This is a genomic window from Neisseria sp. Dent CA1/247, assembly GCF_022870825.1.
Taxonomy (GTDB): Bacteria; Pseudomonadota; Gammaproteobacteria; order Burkholderiales; family Neisseriaceae; genus Neisseria; species Neisseria zoodegmatis.
The window spans coordinates 1,323,283-1,348,186 of the sequence record NZ_CP091522.1 but is presented as its reverse complement, the minus strand read 5'-3'; the positions used below and the strand labels follow the sequence as shown (position 1 = coordinate 1,348,186).

At 49.9% G+C, this 24,904-nt stretch carries 22 protein-coding genes; 7 read left to right on the top strand and 15 right to left on the bottom strand.

All coding sequences use genetic code 11. The annotated features are described in order from the left end of the window. Positions 1-20 precede the first annotated feature (20 nt). Complete coding sequence (locus tag LVJ85_RS06710) at positions 21-635, top strand: phospholipid-binding protein MlaC (RefSeq protein ID WP_244742865.1); 615 nt, start codon at positions 21-23, stop codon at positions 633-635. Positions 636-795: 160 nt separating this feature from the next. Here the strand turns inward: LVJ85_RS06710 and mutM are convergent, their stop codons facing one another. The 4 genes from mutM to ychF all read right to left on the bottom strand — a co-directional run bounded on the left by mutM (position 796) and on the right by ychF (position 4,920). Continuing rightward, on the bottom strand, positions 796-1,623 hold the full coding sequence (gene mutM, locus LVJ85_RS06705; RefSeq protein WP_244742862.1) for a bifunctional DNA-formamidopyrimidine glycosylase/DNA-(apurinic or apyrimidinic site) lyase: 828 nt from the start codon (positions 1,621-1,623) through the stop codon (positions 796-798). Between the two features lie 127 nt (positions 1,624-1,750). Further along, on the bottom strand, positions 1,751-3,049 hold the full coding sequence (tyrS, locus tag LVJ85_RS06700; RefSeq protein ID WP_244742858.1) for a tyrosine--tRNA ligase: 1,299 nt from the start codon (positions 3,047-3,049) through the stop codon (positions 1,751-1,753). Positions 3,050-3,135: 86 nt separating this feature from the next. Then, a complete protein-coding gene (locus tag LVJ85_RS06695) occupies positions 3,136-3,747 on the bottom strand; it encodes a hypothetical protein (protein WP_244742855.1) in 612 nt (203 codons plus the stop codon). Between the two features lie 81 nt (positions 3,748-3,828). After that, positions 3,829-4,920, bottom strand: a complete 1,092-nt coding sequence (gene ychF, locus LVJ85_RS06690; RefSeq protein WP_244742851.1) for a redox-regulated ATPase YchF — start codon at positions 4,918-4,920, stop codon at positions 3,829-3,831. Between the two features lie 238 nt (positions 4,921-5,158). On the opposite strand from ychF, the gene LVJ85_RS06685 reads away from it, so the two are divergent. Then, complete coding sequence (locus LVJ85_RS06685) at positions 5,159-5,740, top strand: lipocalin family protein (RefSeq protein WP_244742848.1); 582 nt, start codon at positions 5,159-5,161, stop codon at positions 5,738-5,740. Between the two features lie 71 nt (positions 5,741-5,811). Here the strand turns inward: LVJ85_RS06685 and LVJ85_RS06680 are convergent, their stop codons facing one another. After that, complete coding sequence (locus tag LVJ85_RS06680) at positions 5,812-6,036, bottom strand: YdcH family protein (protein ID WP_244742843.1); 225 nt, start codon at positions 6,034-6,036, stop codon at positions 5,812-5,814. Between the two features lie 187 nt (positions 6,037-6,223). On the opposite strand from LVJ85_RS06680, the gene LVJ85_RS06675 reads away from it, so the two are divergent. Further along, positions 6,224-6,979, top strand: coding sequence for a nitroreductase family protein (locus LVJ85_RS06675; RefSeq protein WP_244742841.1), 756 nt, complete (start codon positions 6,224-6,226; stop codon positions 6,977-6,979). Positions 6,980-7,074: 95 nt separating this feature from the next. Here LVJ85_RS06675 and LVJ85_RS06670 read toward each other — a convergent pair whose 3' ends face one another. After that, a complete protein-coding gene (locus LVJ85_RS06670; protein ID WP_244742837.1) occupies positions 7,075-7,857 on the bottom strand; it encodes a 1-acylglycerol-3-phosphate O-acyltransferase in 783 nt (260 codons plus the stop codon). 247 nt (positions 7,858-8,104) lie between these two features. Between LVJ85_RS06670 and LVJ85_RS06665 the strand changes: the two genes are divergently transcribed. Next, positions 8,105-9,790 carry an FMN-binding glutamate synthase family protein gene (locus LVJ85_RS06665; RefSeq protein ID WP_244742834.1) on the top strand — a complete coding sequence of 562 codons (1,686 nt, stop codon included), beginning with the start codon at positions 8,105-8,107 and terminating at the stop codon, positions 9,788-9,790. A 67-nt stretch (positions 9,791-9,857) separates the two neighbouring features. On the opposite strand, the gene LVJ85_RS06660 is transcribed toward LVJ85_RS06665, so the two are convergent. Further along, positions 9,858-10,352: a DUF4442 domain-containing protein gene (locus tag LVJ85_RS06660; RefSeq protein ID WP_085362618.1), complete on the bottom strand. Its 495-nt coding sequence runs from the start codon at positions 10,350-10,352 to the stop codon at positions 9,858-9,860. A gap of 91 nt (positions 10,353-10,443) precedes the next feature. Then, on the bottom strand, positions 10,444-11,307 hold the full coding sequence (locus tag LVJ85_RS06655) for a folate-binding protein YgfZ (RefSeq protein WP_244742831.1): 864 nt from the start codon (positions 11,305-11,307) through the stop codon (positions 10,444-10,446). An 824-nt stretch (positions 11,308-12,131) separates the two neighbouring features. On the opposite strand from LVJ85_RS06655, the gene htpX reads away from it, so the two are divergent. Beyond that, positions 12,132-12,974, top strand: a complete 843-nt coding sequence (gene htpX / locus LVJ85_RS06650; protein WP_085362620.1) for a protease HtpX — start codon at positions 12,132-12,134, stop codon at positions 12,972-12,974. Between the two features lie 350 nt (positions 12,975-13,324). On the opposite strand, the gene secF is transcribed toward htpX, so the two are convergent. The 3 genes from secF to yajC all read right to left on the bottom strand — a co-directional run bounded on the left by secF (position 13,325) and on the right by yajC (position 16,480). Further along, a complete protein-coding gene (secF, locus tag LVJ85_RS06645; protein ID WP_244742828.1) occupies positions 13,325-14,263 on the bottom strand; it encodes a protein translocase subunit SecF in 939 nt (312 codons plus the stop codon). 5 nt (positions 14,264-14,268) lie between these two features. Then, positions 14,269-16,119: a protein translocase subunit SecD gene (secD, locus tag LVJ85_RS06640; RefSeq protein WP_244742826.1), complete on the bottom strand. Its 1,851-nt coding sequence runs from the start codon at positions 16,117-16,119 to the stop codon at positions 14,269-14,271. Between the two features lie 67 nt (positions 16,120-16,186). After that, positions 16,187-16,480 carry a preprotein translocase subunit YajC gene (yajC, locus tag LVJ85_RS06635; RefSeq protein ID WP_244742823.1) on the bottom strand — a complete coding sequence of 98 codons (294 nt, stop codon included), beginning with the start codon at positions 16,478-16,480 and terminating at the stop codon, positions 16,187-16,189. Between the two features lie 187 nt (positions 16,481-16,667). On the opposite strand from yajC, the gene LVJ85_RS06630 reads away from it, so the two are divergent. Continuing rightward, complete coding sequence (locus LVJ85_RS06630; protein ID WP_244742820.1) at positions 16,668-17,711, top strand: histone deacetylase family protein; 1,044 nt, start codon at positions 16,668-16,670, stop codon at positions 17,709-17,711. Positions 17,712-17,838: 127 nt separating this feature from the next. On the opposite strand, the gene pdxH is transcribed toward LVJ85_RS06630, so the two are convergent. From pdxH to LVJ85_RS06610, 4 genes are all read right to left on the bottom strand, one after another. Continuing rightward, on the bottom strand, positions 17,839-18,471 hold the full coding sequence (pdxH, locus tag LVJ85_RS06625) for a pyridoxamine 5'-phosphate oxidase (RefSeq protein ID WP_244742817.1): 633 nt from the start codon (positions 18,469-18,471) through the stop codon (positions 17,839-17,841). A gap of 84 nt (positions 18,472-18,555) precedes the next feature. Beyond that, positions 18,556-20,052: an exopolyphosphatase gene (gene ppx / locus LVJ85_RS06620; RefSeq protein ID WP_244742814.1), complete on the bottom strand. Its 1,497-nt coding sequence runs from the start codon at positions 20,050-20,052 to the stop codon at positions 18,556-18,558. Positions 20,053-20,228: 176 nt separating this feature from the next. Then, positions 20,229-20,999: a TSUP family transporter gene (locus LVJ85_RS06615; RefSeq protein WP_244742811.1), complete on the bottom strand. Its 771-nt coding sequence runs from the start codon at positions 20,997-20,999 to the stop codon at positions 20,229-20,231. Positions 21,000-21,170: 171 nt separating this feature from the next. Further along, on the bottom strand, positions 21,171-21,776 hold the full coding sequence (locus LVJ85_RS06610) for a CNP1-like family protein (protein WP_244742808.1): 606 nt from the start codon (positions 21,774-21,776) through the stop codon (positions 21,171-21,173). Between the two features lie 286 nt (positions 21,777-22,062). Here LVJ85_RS06610 and gyrA point away from each other — a divergent pair, with 286 nt between their 5' ends. Next, positions 22,063-24,879, top strand: coding sequence for a DNA gyrase subunit A (gene gyrA, locus LVJ85_RS06605; RefSeq protein ID WP_244742805.1), 2,817 nt, complete (start codon positions 22,063-22,065; stop codon positions 24,877-24,879). The last annotated feature ends 25 nt before the right edge of the window (positions 24,880-24,904 follow it).

Sequence of the window (24,904 nt, the reverse complement as noted above, 5' to 3'; positions counted from 1 at the left end):
ATGACATTGAAAGGAAAGAGATGAAAACATTAACGGCCGCCTTATTTGCCGTACCCGTTGCTATTGTGGCGCCTTATGCCGCCGCCCAAACCCAACAGCATCCGGCGCAAGCCCAGCTTCAGCAGAATATCGACGCAGTGTTGAAAGTGGTGCGCAACAAGGGCTTGAGTGAGCAGCAGAAAATCAAACAAATTGAGCGCTATGCCGACAATTATCTCGATTACCAACGCATTTCCGCTCTGGCCGTCGGCCTGCCGTGGAAAGAGTTCAGCCCCAAGCAAAAAACCGAATTTATTTCGGCGTTTAAAGAAATGATTATCTCCATGTACGCCCATTCGGCTTTGATGGGGGCGGAAAAAGCGCAAGTGAAGGTGCTGCCGAAGATGGTGGATAACGGCAAAAACAAGGTTGATACTTATAGCGAAATCGTTACGCCCTCGGGCAAAAAATACGAAGTTTCTTACCAGTTTTACAAAGTCGGCTCCGTTTATAAGGTGTACAACATCCGCGTTGACGGCGTGAGCATGGTCACGGTGTACCGCAACCAGTTTAATGATTTGATCAAACAAAAAGGCATCGACGGCACGATTGCCACCGTCCGCGCTAAAGGTTTGAAGAAAGCCGAATCGCTGTAACTCGTTTTGAGCTTATATAAAATGAGGCCGTCTGAAAATGATTTTTCAGACGGCCTTAATATATAAACCGTACATTTCATTTTATAGATGGCTTATTTTTTCCTTTTTACAAGCCATCAGGCAAATTACCTTGCAAGCAACACCCGATGCCGTCTGAAAATTACTTCTGGCAGTTCGGGCAATAAAATGTACCGCGTTGGCCAATGGTTTCTTTGTGAATCAAACCGCCGCACTTCATGCAGGCTTGGTTGTGACGGCCGTAAACCGTGTATTCCTGCTGAAAGTAGCCGCTTTTCCCTTCGCTATCGACAAAATCACGCAGCGTGCTACCGCCGGTTTCGATGGCACGCATCAGTACCGCCCGTATATTGTCTACCAGTTTGGCGCATTCTTCTTGAGACACTTGGTTGGCGGGGCGTTTGGGCGAAATGCCCGCTTTAAACAGGCTCTCGTTGGCGTAGATATTGCCCACGCCCACCACCACGGCATTGTCCATCAAGGCCAGTTTCACGGCGCGTTTTTGCGTGCTCAGTTTTGCGTGCAGATAAGCCGCATCAAATCCGCTTTCCAGCGGTTCCGGCCCTAAAGACGCCAACAAAGGATGATGCTCGGCGGCTCCGGCAAACCACACCACCATACCGAAACGACGCGGATCGTGATAGCGCAGAACCGTGCCGTTTTCAAATCTGATGTCCACATGATCATGCTTGCCGGCGTGTTCGATGAGGGGATGATCCGCCGTGAAAATGCGCAAACTGCCCGACATCCCCAAGTGAATCAGCAAGATACCGGCTGGGAAGTGAATCAACAGATACTTGGCGCGACGCGTGCAGCCCGATACTTTCTGATGGCGCAGAATGTCGGCCAAATCAGGCGTAACCGGCAAACGCAGCTTGGCTTGACGGACGACAACGTCTGCAACGGTTTGGCCTTCGATGTGGGAACGGATACCGCGCAGGGTGGTTTCAACTTCCGGTAATTCAGGCATGGCAGGCTTTCATGAAAGAAGCAGTTGATGAGGATTAAGCATAATATTCAGAGCAGGCAGAAAGTTTGCAGGCCGTCTGAAAACAATCCATGCTGTTTTCAGACGGCCTGTGCCAGTGTTATGCCGATTATTTCCACACCAGCAAAGCATGATTGCGCTTGCCGCGGCGGATAATCGTGTATTTGCCGAAGCGTTTGTGTTCGTCGGTAATCAGGTAGGCATCATCGGGCTTTTCGGCGGCGTGTTCGGGGTTGTTGAACACGGCCGTTTCTCCGTTGAGCAAAACCGCTTTGTTTTTCACAAACTCGCGCGCTTCTTTGTTTGACTTGGCCAAACCCGCAGTAATCAAGGCCTCCACCACATTCAGACGGCCTGATACCTCAAACGCAGGCAAGCCGTCTAGAGCAAGCTGCGCGTAGTCGCTTTCGGTCAGGCTGCTTTCGTCTCCGGAGAACAGACTGGCGGAAATGCGTTGCGCCGCCTCCAAAGCCTCTTCGCCGTGAATCAGGCGGGTCATTTCTTCCGCCAAAATACGCTGTGCCTCCGGTTTCACGCCGCTGGCTTTATCTTTCGCTTCGATGGCATCAATTTCTTCAACCGACAAGAACGTGAAGTATTTCAGGAATTTATACACATCGGCATCGGCTACTTTCAGCCAGAATTGGTAAAACTGGTAGGGCGAAGTTTTTTGCGCATCCAACCATACCGCGCCGCCTTCGGTTTTGCCGAATTTCGTGCCGTCCGATTTCGTTACCAGCGGCAAAGTCAAGCCGTAAACGGTGGCTTTGTTTAAACGACGGCACAAGTCGATACCGCCGGTGATGTTGCCCCATTGGTCGGAACCGCCGATTTGCAACACCGTGCCGTAGCGTTTGTTCAACTCGGCAAAGTCATAACCTTGCAGCAGCGCGTAAGCAAATTCGGTAAACGAAATGCCCACGTCGTCGCGCTCGATACGCTGCTTTACCGATTCCTTGTTCAACATCGCATTCACAGAAAAATGCTTGCCGATGTCGCGCAGGAAATCCAAGCAGTTCATGCCGCCGAACCAATCATAGTTGTTCGCCATAATCGCGGCATTGTCGCCCTCAAAACTCAAAAAAGGCTTGAGCTGGTTGCGGATTTTCTCCACCCAGCCCGCCACGGTTTCCGCCGTATTCAAACTGCGCTCAACCGCCTTAAAGCTCGGATCGCCGATCATGCCCGTCGCACCGCCCACCAAAGCCACCGGCGTATGCCCGGCCAATTGGAAACGGCGCAAAGCCAACACCGGCAGCAAATGGCCGATATGCAGGCTGTCGGCAGTAGGGTCGAAACCGCAATATAAAGCGATTTTTTGTTCGTTTAATAAAGCGTCTAAGGCTTCGGCATCAGTGGTTTGCGCGATTAAGCCGCGGGATTGGAGGTCTTGGATAACTGATTTCATTGAAATTTCCGTGATTAATATAAGCTGGATGTTATCCAGCAATTTCAAGAATTTAATTATTTCTAAATTTTTGATTAATATATTATTTATGTTGTTAATTCATATTTTTTGTACAATTTAGCCACAGTCCATTTGTGAAAAATTGCTTCTAAGTAATGTAACTCAGTTAATGCTTGGAATCTTAAAAATCTTCTTTTTATTTTATCGGCTACATCAGCCGCTTCTTTTAAATGTTCTGGATATTTGTCGGGGAAATTTGCCCCTGACGGATAAAAACTTTCAGCATGCTTATTAAAATACCAAGCTGGATTTTCATCATCGCATCGAGGTTCCCATTCTGGAACTTGTATGTATTCTCTTAGATGATTATATTCATTCATAATTTCTATTAGTTCAATATTAAAATAGCATGCAATATGACTAGAAAAGCGTGTATATTGTTTTTTCTCTCTAATATCATTACCTAAAATACCCATATCTAGAAAAAACTTACTAGAAACACGACGATGCAAATAAATACTTGAATCTAAGTATAAAATCCTATCTTCTTCGATGAGTTCAATTATTTTTTTTGCATTTTGAAAATCTTGCTGAAGTTTACTCTCAAATACTGGACGAAAAAACGCAAATAACCCTGCCAAAGAACCAATAAAATAAAATATATTTTTTACAATATCTATATAACTAACATTAGACATTTTTCTGAAGCTTTTGAAGAAAAAGTAGGCTAATAAAAGCCTAGCCTACTAAACTTACATTTTTTATATTTTCAAATGACCTTACACATTAAACAAGAAATGAATCACATCTCCGTCCTGCACCACATATTCCTTACCTTCGGCGCGCATTTTGCCGGCTTCTTTGGCTTTGGCTTCGCCACCTAAGGTAACGAAATCGTCGTAAGCAATGACTTGGGCGCGGATGAAACCGCGTTCGAAATCGGTGTGGATCACGCCGGCGGCTTGCGGGGCGGTGTCGCCTTTGCGGATGGTCCAAGCGCGGACTTCTTTTACGCCGGCGGTGAAGTAGGTTTGCAGGCCGAGCAGGTCGTAGCCTGCGCGGATCAGGCGGTTGAGGCCGGGTTCTTCCAAGCCCATTTCGGCGAGGAATTCGGCTTTTTCTTCGTCTTCGAGTTCGGCGATTTCGCTTTCCAATGCGGCGCACACGGCAACTACGGGTGCGTTTTCTTTAGCGGCCAATTCTTTCAGGCGGTCTAAGTGCGGGTTGTTTTCAAAACCGTCTTCCGCTACGTTCCCCACATACATGGCGGGTTTGGCGGTGAGCAGGAACAGGGGGCGCAGCATGGCGAGTTCTTCGGCATCAAGGCCGAATGAGCGTACGGGTTTGCCTTCGTTGAGATGGGGCAGCAGTTTTTCGCACAGGGCAACGAGTTTTTGCGCGTCTTTATCGCCTGATTTGGCGCGTTTACCTTCGCGGGTGATGGCTTTTTCTACGCTGGCAAGGTCGGCCAATGCCAGCTCGGTGCCGATGGTTTCGATGTCGGCAATCGGATCAACTTTGCCGGAAACGTGCACGATATTGTCGTCGTCGAAGCAGCGCACGACGTTCACAATGGCATCGGTTTCGCGGATGTTGGCGAGAAACTGGTTGCCCAAGCCTTCGCCTTTGCTCGCGCCTGCTACCAAGCCGGCGATGTCGACAAACTCGACAATGGCGGGCTGCATTTTTTGCGGGTTAACGATTTTAGCCAGCTCGGCCATGCGCGGATCGGGCACTTCGACGATGCCGACGTTGGGTTCAATCGTGCAGAAGGGGTAGTTGGCCGCTTCGATACCGGATTGGGTTAAGGCGTTGAACAAGGTGGATTTGCCGACGTTGGGCAGGCCGACGATGCCGCATTTTAAGCTCATGTGATTTCCTGAAATGGCTAATGTAATCAAACGGGGGATTTTAGCATATTTCAGACGGCCTCATGCCTTTATGTGAAAGGTATTAGGCAGAAAACGGTATGGGTTGCCGAGGTATGATCGTGTAGAGCTAAAGAGTTTGCAGAATGTGGCGGGACGGGATTTTCAGGCTGTGAGCGCGGCGGGCAAATATTTCCACTATCTTTACTTAAATTGGCGTGTGCCTTTGCGGGATTGATATATGCTCAAACTTTTAACCGAAGGAGAGTGTGTGATGAAAATGAAAGGCTTGTTTTTGCTGGGTGCGGTGTGTTGTGCCGCTTCTGCACAGGCGGAGGGTTTGCCGCCGCTGCAAACCGTGCCGCAAGTGGATGTGCAGCGTTATGCCGGGCAATGGTATGAAATCGCGCGTTTGCCTATGCCTTACCAAAATCAATGTGCTTCGGATGTGACGGCGTTTTATCAAATTAAGAGTAAAGACACCATCAGCGTGACCAACCGTTGTTTGAAGGCCGACGGCACTTGGTCGGTGGCGGAAGGTTTGGCGCGCGTGCAGAATGCGGAAAACACTAAGCTGAACGTGACTTTTCTGCCTAAAGCGATACGCTGGCTGCCTGTGGGCAAGGCGCCTTATTGGGTAATGGCGTTGGACAGCGATTACCAATATGCGATGGTGGGGCAGCCGGATAGGAAATATCTGTGGTTGTTGTCGCGCAAGCCGAATATGGATGAGGCAGTGTATCAGGCTTATCTGCAACAGGCGCAGGCTCAAGGATATGATTTATCTACGCTTATCCGCACCAAGCACGGGCAGGCAAAGTAATCTGCAAATGCGGTTTGAAATACAAAAAGGCCGTCTGAAAATTTCAGACGGCCTTTCATTCAATGGGGTGCTTATTTGCCTTCTTTGTCGGCTTTTAACAGGATTGCGTACAACTGGTCTTTCAGATGTAATTTTTGTTTTTTCAGCTCTTCGATTTCATCCAAGCCGCCGGTAACGGGGTTGTTGGTTAAGCCGGTGATTTTGTCGTCAAGCTCGTTGTGCTCGTTAAACAAACGGGCAAAGTGTGCATCTTCTTGTTTTAATTTTGAAATTAAATCACGGTATTCTGGAAACATATCGTTTTCCTCTTTAAATGACAATTAAAAATTAAGCAAATGATTGCTTACCTGAGTCTGATTGCATTTTATAACAAAGCCGCAGTGCTATCCAGCTTTTTGATGCGGCGTGCGGGTTGCGCCCGGTATAGACGTTTCGCCTTGTCGGGCATACAATTTTCACGTTTCTTGATTCAGGATAACCGCCATGAAAAACGCTGTCGAAACCATGCTGAACCACCGCACTTACCGCCATTTTAAAAACACACCCGTGCCTGACGCCGACATTCAAACCATTATCGATTGCGCCAAACAAGCACCATCTTGGATGAACGGCCAACACTATACGATTATTAACATCACTTCGCCCGAGTTGCGCCAAAAAATTGTTGAGTTGCAGCCTGCCAATCCGCAAATCGGCACCTGCGGCGTGTACTTGATTTTCGTAGCTGATCTTCACCGCGCCGACTTGTGCAGCCGTGCGGCCGGAGGCACTTACACCGCGGCAGGCGAGCTGGACAGCTTGATTACGGCGGTAACCGACACGGCATTGGCTGCCCAAAATGCGGTGGTTGCCGCCGAAAGTTTGGGTTACGCCACCTGCTATACCGGCGGTATCCGCAATATTGCGGTGGAGTTGGTCGAACTACTCAAGCTGCCAAAGAATACGTTTCCGATTGTCGGGCTGTGTATCGGCGAGCCGGACGTTGAGATGAAGCTCAAACCGCGTTTGCCCGAGCAAACTGTTTATGCGGAAAACGCTTATCCCGACGACGCCACGCTTTCAGACGGCCTCGAGCAATACGAGCAAACGATGACGGCGTTTGGTGAAGCGCGTGAAAAATTTCCTTATCGAGAGAAGTTCGCCCGCTATTACAGCAATACTTACGCGCCCAGAAACATCAAGCTGATGCAGCAGCAAGGTTGGTTGACTAAGATGAATGCGGATTCGGAACCATCTTAAAATCATCATCTTATGATGAAGCCGATAGCAAGAGGCCGTCTGAATATTTTCAGACGGCCTTTATCGTAAGCAAACATTAAGTTCCAAACAAACCGCTAAACCAATTCGGGGTCGGGGCTGTCTTCCAAAACTTTTTTGCGCACATAGGCTTCGGCGGCTTCTTTCAATGCAAATCTGTCTTGGCCTTGATATTCCTCGCTGGTAATCGGTTTGCCGAAATCCACATGAATGTGCAGTTCGGGCATGGAGACCACGCGCCAGAGCGAGGTAAGCAGGTTGACGTCGGCGTAGGAAGGCATGGCGGTGCGTCGGCCTAAATGGTCGTAATAGCGCAAAACCACGGTTTGCACGGGTGCGCCGCTGTCTAGGGCGGATTGGAAGAGGGCGGCTTTAAAGGGTAAAACGTCCATACCGGAAGAGGTTTTGGCTTCGGGGAAAAAGCTGACGTTTTGGCCGTTTTTCAATGCTGCGGTAATGGCTTGGTTAATCGGTTCGACATCTTTGCGCGAGTTGCGGTTGATGAACACCGTGCCTGCGTTGCGCCCCATTTTGCCCAATACCGGCCAGTTGCTGATTTCCTGTTTGGCGATGAAGCTGCTGGGAAAGAGGGCGCTCATGGCGAAAATATCCAGCCAAGACACATGGTTGGCCACGACCAAAGTGCCGGTAACGCTGAAATGTTCGGGCGGCGTGGTCACGTTGAGTTTGGCGCCGACCGCCTGCAAAGCGGTGGAGCCGAGTGTAATCAAGGCTTGTTCGCGCTCGTGGGGATTGTTGCCGTCGATATTGCTCAGATTGCGGCCGGTTTTAAACAGCCAAACGGCGAGCTTGGCCAAGCGGGCCAAACGTAAGGTGAAAGGGGCTTTTTGCTGGGACATGTGTATCGTTGCCTTAGAGAAGTGGCGGCGATTATAGCAAGCAGCGGTATTTCGTGGAATGTGTGAATGAAAGCAGGCAGCTTTTTATTAAACACCACTCATCTCGTTTTCAGACGGCCTCAAGCCTGCATCATGGGTTTGAGGCCGTCTGAAAAGACCGTTTTCCTTATGCGGTATTTATAGAGAGAAGGGCGTATAATTCATGTGATAAATACTTTAACGAACCCTTGTTCAGGAGCTGCGCTGTATGGCGAAAGACGAACCCAAACCAACCAATACCCATTCTGCCAATTACGGCTTTTTGATTATGCCGCGCTACGGCCTGCTGTGGCTGTTTGGCGCGCTGACCGTATTCAGCCTGCTGTTTCAAATTTGGTGGCTGTTTGCCATTTCGTTGGCGTTTTCGCTGCTGGGCATACACGACGTTACCCAAAGACGCCATGCGATTCTGCGCAACTATCCCATCGGCGGACACATCCGTTTTCTGCTGGAAAACTTCCGCCCCGAAATCCGCCAGTATTTCTTGGAAGACGATCAGGAGCAGGTGCCGTTTTCGCGCCAGCAGCGTTCGCTGGTTTATCAACGGGCAAAAAATCTCGACAGCACAACGGCTTTCGGCAGCATCAACGATTTAAACAAAACCGGCAGCGAGTGGTTTTTGCACTCGGGCAACAGCCACAAAATCGACAACCACGATTTCCGCGTGCGTGTGGGCAACGAACGCTGCCTGCAACCTTACGACTTATCCGTCTTCAACATTTCCGCCATGAGCTTCGGCGCACTTTCCGCTGCCGCCATCGAAGCGCTCAACAGCGGGGCGAAGATGGGCGGTTTTGCCCACGACACCGGCGAAGGCAGCATCAGCCCTTACCATAAAAAACACGGCGGCGACCTGATTTGGGAGCTGGGTACGGGTTATTTCGGCTGCCGCGACGAGCACGGCAATTTCAATCCTAAAACCTTCGCCGAACGCGCTTCGCTTGAGCAGGTAAAAATGATTGAAATCAAGCTGTCGCAAGGCGCGAAGCCGGGCAAAGGCGGCGTGTTGCCCGCGTCTAAAATCACCGAAGAAATCGCACGCACGCGCGACATTCCCATCGGCGTGGACTGTATTTCTCCGGCCAGCCATCCCGCTTTTTCCACGCCGAGCGAGTTGGTGAAATTCTGGCAGCAGCTGCGTGAATTGTCCGGCGGCAAGCCCGTAGGCTTCAAGCTCTGCATCGGTATGCCGTGGGAGTTTATGGCGATTGTTAAAGCCATGATTGAAGAAGACAACTATCCCGACTTCATCGTGGTGGACGGCGCGGAAGGCGGCACCGGCGCAGCGCCTGTTGAGTTTATGGACTCCATCGGTATGCCTCTGGTTGATGCCTTGATTTTCGTGCAAAACACATTGGTCGGCGCCGGCATCCGCGACAAAATCAAAGTCGGCGTGAGCGGCAAATTGGTGAGCGGTTTCGACATCGCCAAAATGATGAGCTTGGGCGCCGACTGGTGTAACAGCGCGCGCGGCTTCATGTTTGCCGTCGGCTGCATCCAATCGCGTTCCTGTCACACCAACAAATGCCCCACCGGCGTGGCCACGCAAGATCCGTCGCGTCAGAAAGCTTTGGACGTGCCGGACAAATCCCAACGCGTGAAAAACTTCCACGCCAACACTTTGAAAGCCCTCGCCGACATCGTCGGCAGCGCGGGATTGGATCATCCGCAGCAGCTGAAACCGCACCACATCGTGCGCCGCCAGCCCGACGGTTGGATCAAACTGTTGTCGGAGCATTATCAATTCATCCAATCCGGCTCGCTGTTGAGCGGCGATTGCGGGCGCAGGGTGTTGGACGATATGTGGCATTTGGCCGACCCCGACAGCTTCCAAGCAATGGGGATTGCCGACCAAATCATCAATGCGGAAAACATGCGCAATATCAAACAGTAAGCCGCCAAATAGCCAAAAGGCCGTCTGAAATTTTCAGACGGCCTTTCTTAATATCAAAGCCGATAAACTACGCTTCTTTCGCTTTCGGCCTAAACGTAGGTTTCAAGCGGATATAAAGCGTGCGCGTTGCAATGGCTACCGTTTCGCCGTTTTTATCGAACACGCGCACCGGAATTTCAGGCAGGTATTTTTCGCCGTTTTTGGTGTTTTCATAAATATCGTGCAGCATTTCATCGGTGATGCGGCACTCGATAAACACCGCCCCGCGCCCGGGCTTGATAAAGTCGATGTGCGCCGATTTGTCCCACACATAATAACGCTTGCCGATCATGCCGTTGAGCATGGCCGAATAAGAAGCGTCGGTTAGCGCAAACAGGCTGCCGCCGAATTGTGCGCCGTGCACGTTGCGCGTGCTCGACCAATCTTTCAGCGTTGCCTTCATGTAGCGGAAATCGTCGGAAAGCTCCAGTATGCGGATGCCGCTGAAAAACAACGGCGGCCAAAAATTGAGCATGATGCGGGTAAATTTTGCACTGTCGGTGCTGATTCTCATACTAAACATAATGTTCGGGCAGTAGGTTTGGTGTTCCAATATAGCGAGGTCAAGTAAAGATTAAGGGCAGGGCATGAGGCCGTCTGAAAATGTCTTGCGCTTATTCTTTATCTTCTGTTTTGAAGAAAACAGCTTTTTGTTTTAAAGCATTACCGTCGGCATCGTCCAATTCGCCTTCGGCTGCCGAAAACTTAATCACTGCAAGACTGATGCTGCCTTGCTCGGTTAGTGCGTTGTTGATAATCACACCGGCTTCCGCACCCCCGCTCACAACGGCCACGCCCGGCGCTTCGAGCGATGCGCTTTCCAATACGGCCAAACCGCGTTTTACCTGACCGCGGTATTGGGCGCGGGCAATGATTTCCTGCCCGGGATAGCAGCCTTTTTTGAAATGTACGCCGCCGATGATGTGCTGATTGAGCATTTGCGCCACGCTGCTTTCGCTGGTTGCGGCGCCAATCCACGGATAACCGCTGTTTATTTCGTGTACGTTCCAAGCGTTTTCTACGGCTGCATCATACTCGGGCAGTTCTGACAAAGAGCCGATTTTCAGACGGCCTCCATGCGGCAGCTCTACCGTCCACATACCGTTTTCCTGCACCGCATCAAAAGACAATGTCGGCGCTTCGGCGATTTTCGGTTCAAGCTCCTCGGGCAGTTCGCAGGCAACACCCCACTCAGGTAGAGGCTCAAAAACCACTTTCGCACGCAGCACAAACATCCGCAGCCGTTTAACCACGCTCTCAGCCAAATCGGCAGCCAAGGCCAGCAGCACGTCATCGTCTCGGTTTAAAACCAGCATATTGGCAATCACGCGGCCTTTGGGCGTATTGTAGGTGGCATAGCAGGCTTGTCCGGCAGCCAGATGGTTGATGTCGTTGGAAAATTGATTGTGCAAAAACTCGGCACGGTCATCTCCGCTGACACGGACGATGCTGAAAAAGGGAAGGCGGGTGTGGCGCATGAGACATCCTTTATAGATAGAGTGTGTGTGGAGCTTGTGTGAAATTGCAGCCGTATTTTAACGCTTCAACGCAGAAGCGTGTTGATATTTGCCGTCGGCATCGTCTTCAATCTCCGCATGAACCCGGCACCTATTCGGAAAAATACGCAGGCATAACTTTATCCAAACAAGCTCGTTTCAGATAGATTTCAGACGGCCTCAACGAGATTCGGCAGCTTTAAATCATTGACTGAAAGAAGGTTATTATTTCTACCGATTCTGTCAAGCGGTAAACGGTTTATCCACACTTTCGCATCCCGATAGGCGACCGCTGCTCAAAAGCGGCTTGACAACTCTATTTTTAAATTAACCATATGATTTAAATGGATTTTAGTTGTCGGCTTATTTTTTGTGCAATCCTGTGAAAACCCTGATTTGACGGGAAAAGGATGAGAATCTCACAAACTTTCCACAAACTTATCCACAGCTTTTGTGAGTAACCTCGAAAGGCTTTGCGGGACTTCGATTTAACGATACGGCATATTTTTGAAAGCCTAGATTTTGGCTGTGAAAAATAAAAAAGATGAAGCGGTTTTCTTTTCTGATAAACTATTTTAGAGTTATTGTTCAAATTATTCCCCAAACATGATATCGGGTTTTCAGACGGCCTGATAACCCAACTCGGAATTTAAGTAAATCAAAGCCCCCGCAGGTTGTTCACAAATTTGCATACCTTTTCCATGTGGCACCTTTGCGGAAGATAGGCTTTTTGCGACAATAGCCCCGTTCTTCGGAACACTAAAACCGAAAACAACAACATAAACCACATACCCAAAGGAAAGTCCGTGAAACGTATCTTCTTATTCTTACTGACCAATATTGCCGTGTTGGTTGTCATCAGCATCATTTTGAGCATATTGGGGGTAAGCAGTAACCCCAACGATATGGTCAGCTTGCTGATTTATTCGGCAGTAATCGGCTTTACAGGCTCCATCATTTCGCTGCTGATGTCCAAAACCATGGCCAAGCGTTCCGTAGGTGCCGAGGTCATTACCCAGCCGCACAATGAAACAGAAGCTTGGCTGCTGCAAACCGTGCAAAACCAAGCCGCGCAATGGAATTTGAAAACACCCGAAGTGGCGATTTACCACTCTCCCGAGCCGAATGCCTTTGCTACCGGCCCCAGCAAAAACAACTCTTTGGTGGCCGTCAGCACCGGCCTGCTCGACAACATGACCCGCGATGAAGTGGAAGCGGTATTGGCGCACGAAATGGCACACGTCGGCAATGGCGACATGGTAACGCTGACTTTGATTCAAGGCGTAGTGAATACCTTCGTCGTATTTTTAGCGCGTGTCGTTTCCGGCATCGTAGCGCGTAACGACAACGGCGAAACGTCTCAAGGCACTTACTTCTTGGTCAGCATGGTATTGCAAGTTGTGTTCGGCTTTTTGGCCAGCTTTATCGTGATGTGGTTCAGCCGTCAGCGCGAATACCGTGCAGACGCAGGTGCAGCGCGTTTGGTCGGCGCCCCGAAAATGATCGCCGCCTTGCAGCGTTTGAAAGGCAATGCGAGCGATTTGCCGAAAGAAATGACTGCCATGGGCATCGCCAGCGAAGCGCGTGATTCATTGTTGAGCACACACCCGACATTGGATAACCGCATTGCACGTTTGAAGCAGCTGTAAGCTTATCAAGAAAAGAATAAAAAGCAATTAAACAATTTTCTGACTTTCACTCTAAGCGAAATAAATGAGAATAAAACACTTGGCATTTTAGCCAAGTGTTTTTTTATAACCAAACTAATGGAGTTATTTCATTTACTTTGAAGTCTAAGCATATTGCGATAGATGATAAAAGCAATGTTAGATTACATAGGTAATCATCTTAGAGAACGCATAAGCCATCGCAATTTTGCTTAGCAAAAAAGTCATTACACATTAATAAACCGACTTTTTAGTGGTTAACAATTTCACTTCAAATATGAGGCCGTCTGAAAAATTTCAGACGGCCTCATCATTCTTACATCAATACTTCATCAAACCACAACTTCTTCTTTCTGCTTTTGCTGTTTGGCTAAGTTGTCGCGGTTAAGACCGAACATCAGCAATAGAGGGCTGGCAACTAATACGGAAGAGTAGATGCCAAACAGAATGCCGATGGTCAGGGCTAGTGAGAAGCCGTGCAAGGCAGCACCGCCGAAAATCAGCATAGAAAGAACCATGGCTTCGGTAGAGCCGTGGGTGATTGCGGTACGGCTCATGGTTGCGGTAATGGCATTATCGATAATCTGCGGCACGGTTTTATTGCGCATATGCGGTTTGCGGAAGTTTTCGCGGATTCGGTCGAACACCACCACCGATTCATTCACGGAGTAACCCAACACGGCCAAGATACCGGCCAATACGGTGAGGGAAAACTCCCATTGGAAGAAGGCAAAAAATCCGAGAATGATAATAACGTCGTGCATGTTGGCAATAATGGCGGCAACAGCGAAACGCCATTCAAACCGTACCGACAGATAAATGATGATACCGATCACCACCATGCTTAATGCCAACAGACCGTTATTTACCAGCTCTTCGCCTACCTGCGGGCCGATAAACTCAACCTGACGCAACGTAATCGTATCGGAAGTGTCTTGCTTCAATAAGTCCATCACATTGTTGGATAGTTGTGCAGACGGCACACCTTCCTTGTTTGGCAAGCGGATCATGATGTGCTTATTCGTGCCCAGTGCCTGCACCTGTACGTCGCCGAGCTTCAAGGTATCAAGGCGTTGGCGGACTTTGTTGACATCCGCTCCTTGCTGGTATTGCACTTCCATAACGGTACCGCCGGTAAATTCAACCGAAAAACTCAGACCTTTGATAACAAGGAAAAACACGGCGGCAATGAAAGTAACCAACGAAATAAACGTGGTCAGCTTGCCGTAGCTCATAAACGGAATATCGCGTTTGATTTTAAATAATTCCATATTGTTTACTCCTTACCGGCTGTTTCGGTATTGGGTTTCCACACCGAGCCGATGGAAATATGTTGCAGTTTGCGGCGGCCGCCGTACCAAAGGTTAACCAATGAACGGGACACGACAACCGAAGAGTACATAGAGGTAAGAATGCCCAAACAATGTACTACGGCAAAACCGCGAACCGGGCCGGAACCGAAAATCAGCAAGGCGATACCGGCAATCAACGATGTGATGTTGGAATCGACAATCGTTGCCCAAGCGTGCTGATAACCGAGGTTGATGGCTTGTTGCGGCGGTACGCCTGCGCGGAGTTCTTCGCGGATACGCTCGTTAATCAATACGTTGGAGTCGATTGCCATACCCAAAGTCAAAGCCAAAGCGGCAATACCCGGCAAGGTCAATGTGGCTTGCAGAGCCGACAAAATAGCAATTAAAAACAGGATATTGGTTGAAAGAGCAATGACAGAGAAGAAACCGAACAAGCGGTAATAAATGATCATGAACAAGGCTACGGCGGCAAAACCCCATAAAGTGGAGTTAAAGCCTTTTTCGATGTTCTCTTTACCTAAAGAAGGGCCGATGGTGCGTTCTTCCACGATTTCCATAGGAGCAGCCAGCGAACCTGCGCGCAAAAGCAGGGAAGTATCGTTGGCTTCTGCGGTGGACATGCTGCCGGAAATTTGTACGCGGCCGCCGGTAATGGCAGAACGGATAACCGGAGCGGTAACCACTTCGGCTTTGCCTTGGTCGATCAACACCATTGCCATGCGTTTATTCACGTTTTGGGCGGTTAAGTCGGCAAAAATGCTGCCGCCTGTGCTGTCCAAATTGATGTTAACAGCAGGAGCGCCTTTGTCGTCAAAACCGGGTTGCGCATCGTTGATGTTGTCGCCGGTAAGCTCAACCTGTTTGTTAACAAGAGTAGGTTGGGGATGCTCGCCTGCGGTATAGAGCAAGTCGTAACCGGCAGGTACGTTACCTGATAAGGCCGCCTGAACTTGGGCTGGATCATCGGATACCATGCGTACTTCCAAGGTAGCGGTTCTGCCGATAATGTCTTTGGCTTTGGCGGTATCTTGAACGCCGGGCAATTGCACGACAATGCGTTCCGCACCCGCCTGCTGAATCACAGGCTCGGCCACGCCCAATTCATTCACACGGTTGTGCAAAGTAGAGATGTTTTGCTTCAAAGCGTCGGTGCGGACTTTATTGACGGCTTCTTCAGAAAGGCTCAACACCAATTCGTTGCCTTGGGGAGTCAGCGTAGCTTCAAGGAAAAAGCTTTTCAGCTGCGGCAATGCTTTTTGCAGATCGGCGGCATCTTGGAAAGGAACGGTCAGGCTGTTTTCTGTTTGGCGGATGGTGCCCGTGCGGATTTTTTGACGGCGCAACTCGCGGCGGATATCACCGGCATAGCGGTCAAACGTTTTCTGCATGGCGGCTTTCATATCCACCTGCATGGTGAAATGCACACCGCCGCGCAAGTCTAAGCCTAAAAACATGGGGTTGGCATTGATTTTAGACATCCATTCGGGGCTGTCGGCCAACAGATTGAGCGCGGTGATGTAGCCGTCGCCCAATGTTTTCTCAATCACGTCACGCGCTTTGAGCTGGGTTTCGGTGTCTTTAAAACGTACTTTCAGTGAGTTTCCCGCAATAAACATTCCGTCGGTCGGAATATTGGCCGTCTGAAGCGCAGATGCGACGCGCGATTCGGTTTGTTCGTTAATCACGATCGACTGGCGGTTGGTTGAGATTTGTACTGCGGGCGTTTCGCCAAACAGATTGGGCAAGGTATAAACAATGCCCAAAATAATGGTGAAAGCAATCAGCAGGTATTTCCAAAGCGGATAGCGGTTCATGGTTAAACCTTTATTTTAAAATACAAACAGCCGCAGCAGGATGCGGCGGCTCTTGGGGCTGGATAAGTTATGCTACTTTGCTGGCAACGGCGTTGCGTTCTACTTCAACTTCTACGCCGCGGGCAATTTCAACAGTGAAAAATTGTTCGCCCACTTTTTTTACGGTACCTTTGAAACCGGAAGCCAGCAACACTTTGTCGCCTACTTTCAATTCGGCAATCATGGCTTGGTGGGCTTTAAATTTCTTTTGCTGGGGGCGCATGATTAAAAAGTAAAACACCACGATAATCAAAATCATCGGTGCCATCGACATAAGAAAGTTGGGTTGTGCGGCATCGGCGGCGTAAGCAAAATCGATCATAGTTTTCCATTCCTTTTTTGATGGGGGCGGCAAACGATTTGGATTGCCGTCTGAAATAAGCTATTCTAAAGGGCAGGGCGGATTTTTCCAAGAAATTTCCGTGTCGATTAACTATATTTAGCATAAATTACTTGAATATGGCGGCTTATGGCGGCGGCAAATCAAGGATTTGCAGAGAAAAATAACAATGAACAAAATAGTACGCTATATGCGTTTGCAGTTACGCCGCATGCTCGGGCGGCAGGCAAGGGCGGCTTGGATAAGCCATCCTTTATTTTTGCATTACGGATGCGGGAACGGACATCCTGAATCGGCTGAACGGATTAAAGCGATTGAAGCGGAAGTAAAAAAACAAGGGTTTTGGGACGTATTCCAAAAAATCGAAGCGGCCGAAGTATCCGACAGCCAGCTGGCTTTGATTCACCCGCGTAAATATCTGCGCTTTTTGGAATCGGTGCAGCCGCAACCGGGGAAAATTTACCGTATCGACGATGATACGGTGATGGGCAGCGGCGCTTTAGAGGCGGCACGTTATGCGGCAGGAGCAGTAGTAGCGGCGGTTGACATGGTGATGAAAGGCGAGGCTTTCCATGCTTTTTGTGCGATACGCCCTCCCGGCCATCACGCCAAAAGTGATCAGGCGGGCGGATTTTGCTTGGTCAACAATGTCGCTGTCGGCGTAATGCATGCGATTGCGCGCTTCCGACTGGAAAGAATTGCCGTTGTCGATTTTGACGTTCATCATGGCGACGGTACGGCTGAAATCTTTAAAGACGACCCCCGTGTGCTTTTTCTCAACAGCTACGAAGAAGATTTGTTTCCCTTCCCAAATCAGGAAAGCACCGAAAAGCCTTCCCCCTATGCAGTCAATATCCCGCTTGCGCCAAACAGCAGCAGTCGCGACTTTAGGGAAGCCGTGCGCGAACATTGGCTGCCGAAACTGCTTGCTTTTCAGCCTGAACTGGTTTTGCTTTCTGCCGGCTTTGACGGTCATAAATCGGATGAAACAGGCCGTCTGAATCTGCATGAGGCCGATTATGCGTGGCTAACCCACAAGCTTATTCAGACGGCCTCAAGCTGCAAGGGCAAAATTGTTTCTGTATTGGAGGGCGGCTATACTTTGGATAGTTTGGCAAAATCATCGGCGGCACATTTGTATGTTTTGGCCGGACTGGGCAAGCCTGAATGTGCTGTTATTTACGATAAGTTTTTAAAATCTGGGCATGCTTAACCGCTTGAATCAGGAGCTTTGGTTAAAAACTGTCATTAAGGTTTCTGAAAGAACAAAAAGCCAAACAAAAAACGCTGCATTTCCCATCGCAACGGATTTGCAGCGTTTTTTTTATAGGCATATCGGATTATGGCGACAAGCGCTCTTTCAACCAATTTTCCTTTTCCAAGCGGTATTGGATGCGGTCGTGCAGGCGGCTGGGGCGACCTTGCCAAAATTCTACGCGGTCGGGAATAACCACATAGCCGCCCCAATGCGGCGGTCTCGGTACATGCAACGGATGTTTCAACCCTATCGCTGCTGCGCGTGTTACCAGCACCGATTTGCATGAAATCACTTGGCTTTGTTCGCTCGCCCATGCACCGATGCGGCTGGTGTAGGGGCGGCTTTCAAAATATTCGTCGGATGCGGCGGCATCCAATTTTTCCACCCGCCCTTCAATGCGGACTTGGCGTTCCAACTCGGGCCAAAAGAAGGTGAGGGCGGCGAAAGGATGTGCTTCAAGCGCCCGTCCTTTTCTACTGTGGTAATTGGTAAAAAATACAAAGCCTTGCGGATTTACTTCCTTCAACAGCACTTGCCTGTTTTCGGGGCGGCCGTCTGAATTGACCGTAGCAATATTCATCGCAGTCGGTTCGTTCACTTCAGCGCGGATGGCTTCGTTGAGCCAGCGTTCAAACTGTTTCAGCGGGCTGGCATCGCAATCGGCTTCAGAAAGCTCTTGTTTGCTGTAATCTTCGCGGATATTGTGTAAGTCCATCTTTTTGTCTGCTTACAATATGGTTTACGGGATAAAGATTAGATGAGGCCGTCTGAAAAAAATTCAGACGGCCTGTATCTTGGTTTATTGGGGTTGTACGATAAACGGCATATCAACTTTTTCCCATTGCTCGCTTTCGTAGTCCAACGCACCGGCAATCAGGGGATGCTCGTCAAGCCATTGTTTGTTGATGCGCAGGGTAAAGCCTTTGCCGCCGTCGTTGCTGCGCAGTTGAGTGTGTTGGGGCAACTCAAGCGGCAGGCGGTTGCGGCAGAATAGGGCACCCAAACGCAAAGACAAAATGGCAAACCACATCATTTCGCTTTCCACCAAAGGAATCATCTTGCACACATCGCCGCGGTGTCCGAGCACCAGCAGCGATAAAATATTCTGCTCTTTACGCGAAAAGCCGGGCATATCGGCATTTTCGAGAATGTAGGCCGAATGCTTGTGGTAGCCGGTGTGGGCGATGTCGATGCCGATTTCGTGCAGCATACCCGCCCAGTTGATGTATTGTTTCCAATAGGCAAGCTCTTGCACGGGGGTGTTTTGGGCATGGCAAATGCTTTCCATGATTTTCTGCGCGGCGGAGGCAACCCGCAAGGCTTGGTTTTTGCTGACGTGGTAACGCTTTTGGAATTCGGCCGTGGTTTGGTCGCGCATATCTTCGTTGAGTTGGCGGCCGATTAAGTCGTAAAACACACCGTCGCGCAGCGCGGCTTCGGTTACGATCATTTTTTCGATGTCGAGTTCTTCAAAAGCCGCCATCATCACCGCCAAACCGCCGGCAAATACTTCAACGCGCTCGGGCTTCATCGCCTCAAAACGTGCTTTTTTAACACTGCCCGCGCTCACGATTCTATCTGCCAGCTTTTTCATGCCCGCGTAAGTAATATCGGCTTCTTGAGGATTTTCGGCCGCAATCACGTCGCGAATGGATTTGGCAGAACCCGACGTGCCGACGGCAAAATCCCAGCCGGTGCGTTTCATTGATTTGCTGATGCGCTGGATTTCGTTGCGGGCAGCGGTAATGGCCGCCTGAAAATCTTTCTGACTGATTTTGTTTTGGAAAAAACGCATGCTGTAAGTAACACAGCCCAAAGCCAAACTTTCGGTCAACATAGGTTGCAGATCGGAGCCGATCACAAATTCGGTCGAACCGCCGCCGATGTCGATAACCAGCATTTTGTCGCCGTTGGGCGGAAGGGTATGCACCACACCGGTGTAAATCAAACGCGCTTCTTCGCGTCCGGCAATGACTTCGATGGGAAAGCCCAAAGCAGCTTCGGCTTTAGGGATAAATTCCTCAATGTTTTTAGCCACGCGGAAAGTGTTGGTTGCTACGGCACGCACCTGTTCCGGCTCGAAACCTTTCAAGCGTTCGCCGAATTTTGCCAAACATTCCAAAGCACGCTCTTGAGATGCTTGGTCTAGATTTTTCTGGCTGTCTAAGCCGGCGGCAAAACGAACCATTTGTTTCAATGAATCAATGACTTTGAGTTGGCCGTTGTTGATTTCGCAGATTTGCAGGCGGAAGCTGTTGGAACCTAAGTCCACCGAGGCGAGTACATTGGGGGTCATATTCAGAAGATGAAAGGGAAAATATTGAGAAGTGCAAATGTTACCGTGCACTCGTGGCGCTGTCATCCTTGCCTAAAATAAGTATTTGTAACTTATTGATTAAAATTATAGCTTTCACACTGATTGGCCTGAACAGGGTGGGGTTACTAAGTACTGAAGACCGAGCTAAAAGGCTGTTAAAACGTTTGAAATACGTCCCAACCGAATTTCCCAATCAATACACACAACAACGCCATAAATCCGAAACGTAAAAACTTCGTACCGCCGCGCATAGCCAAATAAGAACCAACCAATCCACCGCAAAGATTAGCCGCAGCCAACGGCAAAGCCCACGTCCAAACGATATGCCCGTGAGGCACAAAAAACGATAGGGCGGCGATGTTTGTCGTCACGTTAATCACTTTCGCAGAAGCCGTGGCCGCCAAAAAGTCGTAAGCAAAAAAGCGCACGAATACAAAAGCAAGCAGGCTGCCTGTGCCGGGGCCGAATAAGCCGTCGTAAAAGCCGATAAGGGCGCCGAAAAACAAACCCCAACCGTATTCTTTGCGGGTCAGTGCAGTTTGTCGGACGACTTGCCCCAAGTCTTTTTTACTGAACGTATAAACCACCATCAGCACCATAATTACCAGCATCACGGGCTTGAGGTAGCGGACGGGCAGATAAGCCACCAGATTTGCGCCGGAATAAGAAGCGAGAAAAGCCAGCAGGGCCGCCGGCAACAGCATTTTCCACGGCACGGCGATTTTGCGGACAAACTGTGCTGTGGCGGTTACCGTACCGCAAAAAGATGCGAATTTATTGATGCCCATTATCGGGCTGACTGCCGTAGAAGAAGGCAGAATGTTGAACAATGCGGGAATTTGGAGCAAGCCGCCCCCGCCGACTGCGGCATCCATCAACCCGGCGGCAAAACCGGTCAGCAAAAGCAGAATAATGTGGGAATCCATGGTTGTTATCACGTTTTCATGGCGGCGCATTCAGAGAGTTTATGTGCAAGCAAAATTTTTGGCTCTGCATGATACCAAACCGGCGCAAGCCCCGAAAAATATGTGCCGTAGAACAGCGTTTTTTGTGTATGGAAAAAGGCCGTCTGAAAAAGTTTTCAGACGGCCTGAGATTTATTTGTTACGGTTGGTCATCGTAGTAGGGTGTTTGCCTACCCGCTCAATTACCCGTTGCCGTAAAACTTCAACGTTGGCCGGTCTGCCGTCTTCACAAAAAGCGCGATACAGCGGCGCACGGACAGGGTCGGCACTGTTTAAAATAGCGCCAACCGGCTTCCATTGGGCGTTGCGCGGCGTAATCCAGCGTTTGTTCACGGTGTCGCCGTAACCGAAAATTTTAAACGCAGAACGTTTGCTTTCCTTGATGGAAAACGAAGTATCCGCACAAAACAAACCTTCGGCGCTTAAATTATCATGCCCTTGTTTTGACTTCACATTCAATACATAGCGCACAGAGGTATCCGGAGCGATGGTCAAGCTGTCGAGCAGGATTTTCGGCTGTTTGTCGAATGTGTTGCCCACATAAATATCAAACCAGTTGCCGCTGCGCGTATCGGGAAAAGCAGGTAAGCCGATGTCGGCTTCTTTAAACTCTTTCGCGGCTTTTTCAGCCTCGCTTTCCTGATATCGGTTGTTCTCTAAAGTGTCTTTATCATGGCGCGGTGCAGCAGTGGACACAGCCGAAACCGCCAGCAGCAAAGGCAAAAGCAAAAAGCGCATGGTGTTCTCCATAGTTTAGACCCGCGTCATTGTAGGGATGCGGGTAAGAGGCTGCAACTTGGAAAAACGGAATATTCCTTATCTTCACAGCTTTTTACGCTGCGGCAACTTGTTGAGGCCGTCTGAAAAAGCTACCGTAAACCTCTGATTTGTATTCTGCAATTTCAGACGGCCTCTAAAATTGCTATTCAGCCGAATCAAGTCATCCAATGCCGAACCCGCCAATTCTAACCCGTTTTATGCTAAAATCACGCGAAATTTTTCTATCGAAATCTCAAATATCACCATGACCGACGCAACAACCCGCAACGACCACCACTTCGCCAAAGAAACCATCCCCATCAGCCTTGAAGACGAAATGCGCCGCAGCTACCTCGATTACGCCATGAGCGTGATCGTCGGACGTGCGCTGCCTGATGTGCGCGACGGTCTCAAACCCGTTCACCGCCGTGCGCTTTATGCCATGCACGAGCTGAAAAACAACTGGAATACGGCTTATAAAAAATCCGCCCGTATCGTCGGCGACGTTATCGGTAAATACCACCCGCACGGCGACAGCCCCGTTTACGAAACCATCGTGCGTATGGCACAGCCTTTCTCAATGCGCTATGTATTGGTTGACGGTCAGGGCAACTTCGGCTCTGTGGACGGCGACGGCGCAGCGGCCATGCGTTATACCGAGATCCGCATGGCGAAAATCGCCCATGAAATGTTGGCCGATATTGAAGAAGAAACCGTTAACTTCGGCCCCAACTACGACGGCAGCGAAAGCGAACCGCTGGTGTTGCCCACCCGTTTTCCGGCCTTGTTGGTCAACGGTTCATCAGGTATCGCCGTCGGCATGGCGACCAATATTCCGCCGCACAACCTGCCCGACACCATCGACGCCTGCCTGCAATTGCTGGCTGAACCTGAAACCGATATCGACGCTTTAATCAATATCATCAAAGCGCCCGATTTCCCCACCGGGGCAACGATTTACGGTTTGGGCGGTGTTCGCGAGGGTTACAAAACCGGCCGCGGCCGCGTGGTTATCCGCGGTAAAACGCATATCGAGTCTATCGGCAAAAACGGCGAGCGCGAAGCCATCATCATTGATGAAATTCCGTATCAGGTAAACAAAGCCAAGCTGGTTGAAAAAATCGGCGAGTTGGTGCGTGATAAAGTTTTGGAAGGCATTTCCGACCTGCGCGACGAGTCCGACAAATCAGGCATGCGCGTGGTTATCGAGCTGAAGCGCAACGAAAACGCCGAAGTGGTGTTAAACCAACTGTACAAACTCACCCAGCTGCAAGACAGCTTCGGTATCAATATGGTGGCATTGGTCGACGGTCAACCGCGCTTATTGAACCTGAAACAGATTTTGAGCGAGTTTCTGCGCCACCGCCGCGAAGTGGTTACGCGAAGAACCTTGTTCCGCCTCAAAAAAGCGCGTCACGAAGGCCATATCGCCGAAGGTAAAGCCGTGGCTTTATCGAATATCGACGAAATGATTCAGCTGATTAAAGAATCTGCCGATGCGCCCGAAGCCAAAGAAAAACTTCTCGCCCGTCCGTGGCAATCCGGCTTGGTTGGCGAAATGCTGTCGCGTACCGACTTGGATATGCAGATGGCCCGCCCCGAAGGCCTGCCTTCGGGATTAGGTTTGCAAAACGGCGGTTATTACCTAAGCGAATTGCAGGCTGATGCCATTTTGCGCATGAGCTTACGTAACCTGACCGGTCTCGACCAAGACACGATCGTCAATGATTACAAAACCATCATGGCTCAGATTATTGATTTCTTGGATATTTTGGCAAAACCCGAGCGAATCACCCAAATCATTCGCGAAGAATTGGAAGAAATCAAAACCCATTTCGGCGATGAGCGCCGCAGCGAAATCAATCCGTTTGGCGGCGACATTGCCGATGAAGATTTGATTCCGCCGCGTGAAATGGTCGTCACACTGACCCACGGCGGCTACATCAAAACCCAGCCGACTACCGATTATCAAGCGCAACGTCGCGGCGGCCGCGGCAAACAAGCAGCGGCTACCAAAGACGAAGACTTTATCGAAACCTTGTTTGTGGCCAATACGCACGATTATCTGATGTGCTTTACCAGCTTCGGCAAATGCCATTGGATCAAAGTGTACAAACTGCCCGAAGGCGGCCGCAACAGCCGAGGCCGTCCGATCAACAACGTGATTCAGCTTGACGAAGGAGAAAAAGTCAGCGCGATTTTGGCCGTGCGCGACTTCCCGGAAGATGAATACGTTTTCTTCGCCACCGCGCAAGGTATGGTGAAAAAAGTACAGCTTTCCGCCTTTAAAAACGTACGCGCACAAGGCATTAAAGCGATTGCACTCAAAGAAGGCGATTCATTGGTAGGTGTGGCTCGAACCTCCGGCTCCAGCGATATTATGCTGTTCTCCAACTTGGGTAAGGCCATCCGTTTTAATGAATACTACGAACAGCGCCACGGCGATGTCGATGAAGCGGAAAACGAAAACGAAGATTCAGACTGCCTCAACGAAGCGGAAGACAATAGCGAAGAAAACGGCGAAACACCGGCCTTAAAAGGCAACGGCGTGCGCCCGAGCGGTCGCGGAAGCGGCGGCTTGCGCGGTATGCGTCTGCCTTCAGACGGCCGCATTGTCAGCCTGATTACGTTCTCACCCGAATGCGAACAAGACGAAACCCTGCAAGTGCTTACCGCCACGGCCAACGGCTACGGCAAACGCACGCCGATTGGCGATTACAGCCGCAAAGGCAAAGGCGGTCAAGGTAACATCGCCATCAATACCGGCGAGCGTAACGGCGAATTGGTAGCGGCGACTTTAGTGGCAGAAACCGATGACTTGATGCTGATTACCAGCGGCGGCGTGTTGATTCGAACCAAAGTCGATCAAATCCGCGAAACCGGCCGTGCCGCGGCAGGTGTGAAATTGATCAACTTAGACGAAGGCGAAACACTTGTCAGCTTGGAGCGCGTAGCCGAGGAATCCGAGGAAGAAACGGATGCCGCTCAAGAAGCTCAAGATGAGGCAAACAACGGTGAAGCAAATGCTTCTTCAGATGTAGCAGCCGATTCTGAAAACAGCAGCGATGAAGCGGGCGAGTAATTAAACTAAGTATGAATAGAGGCCG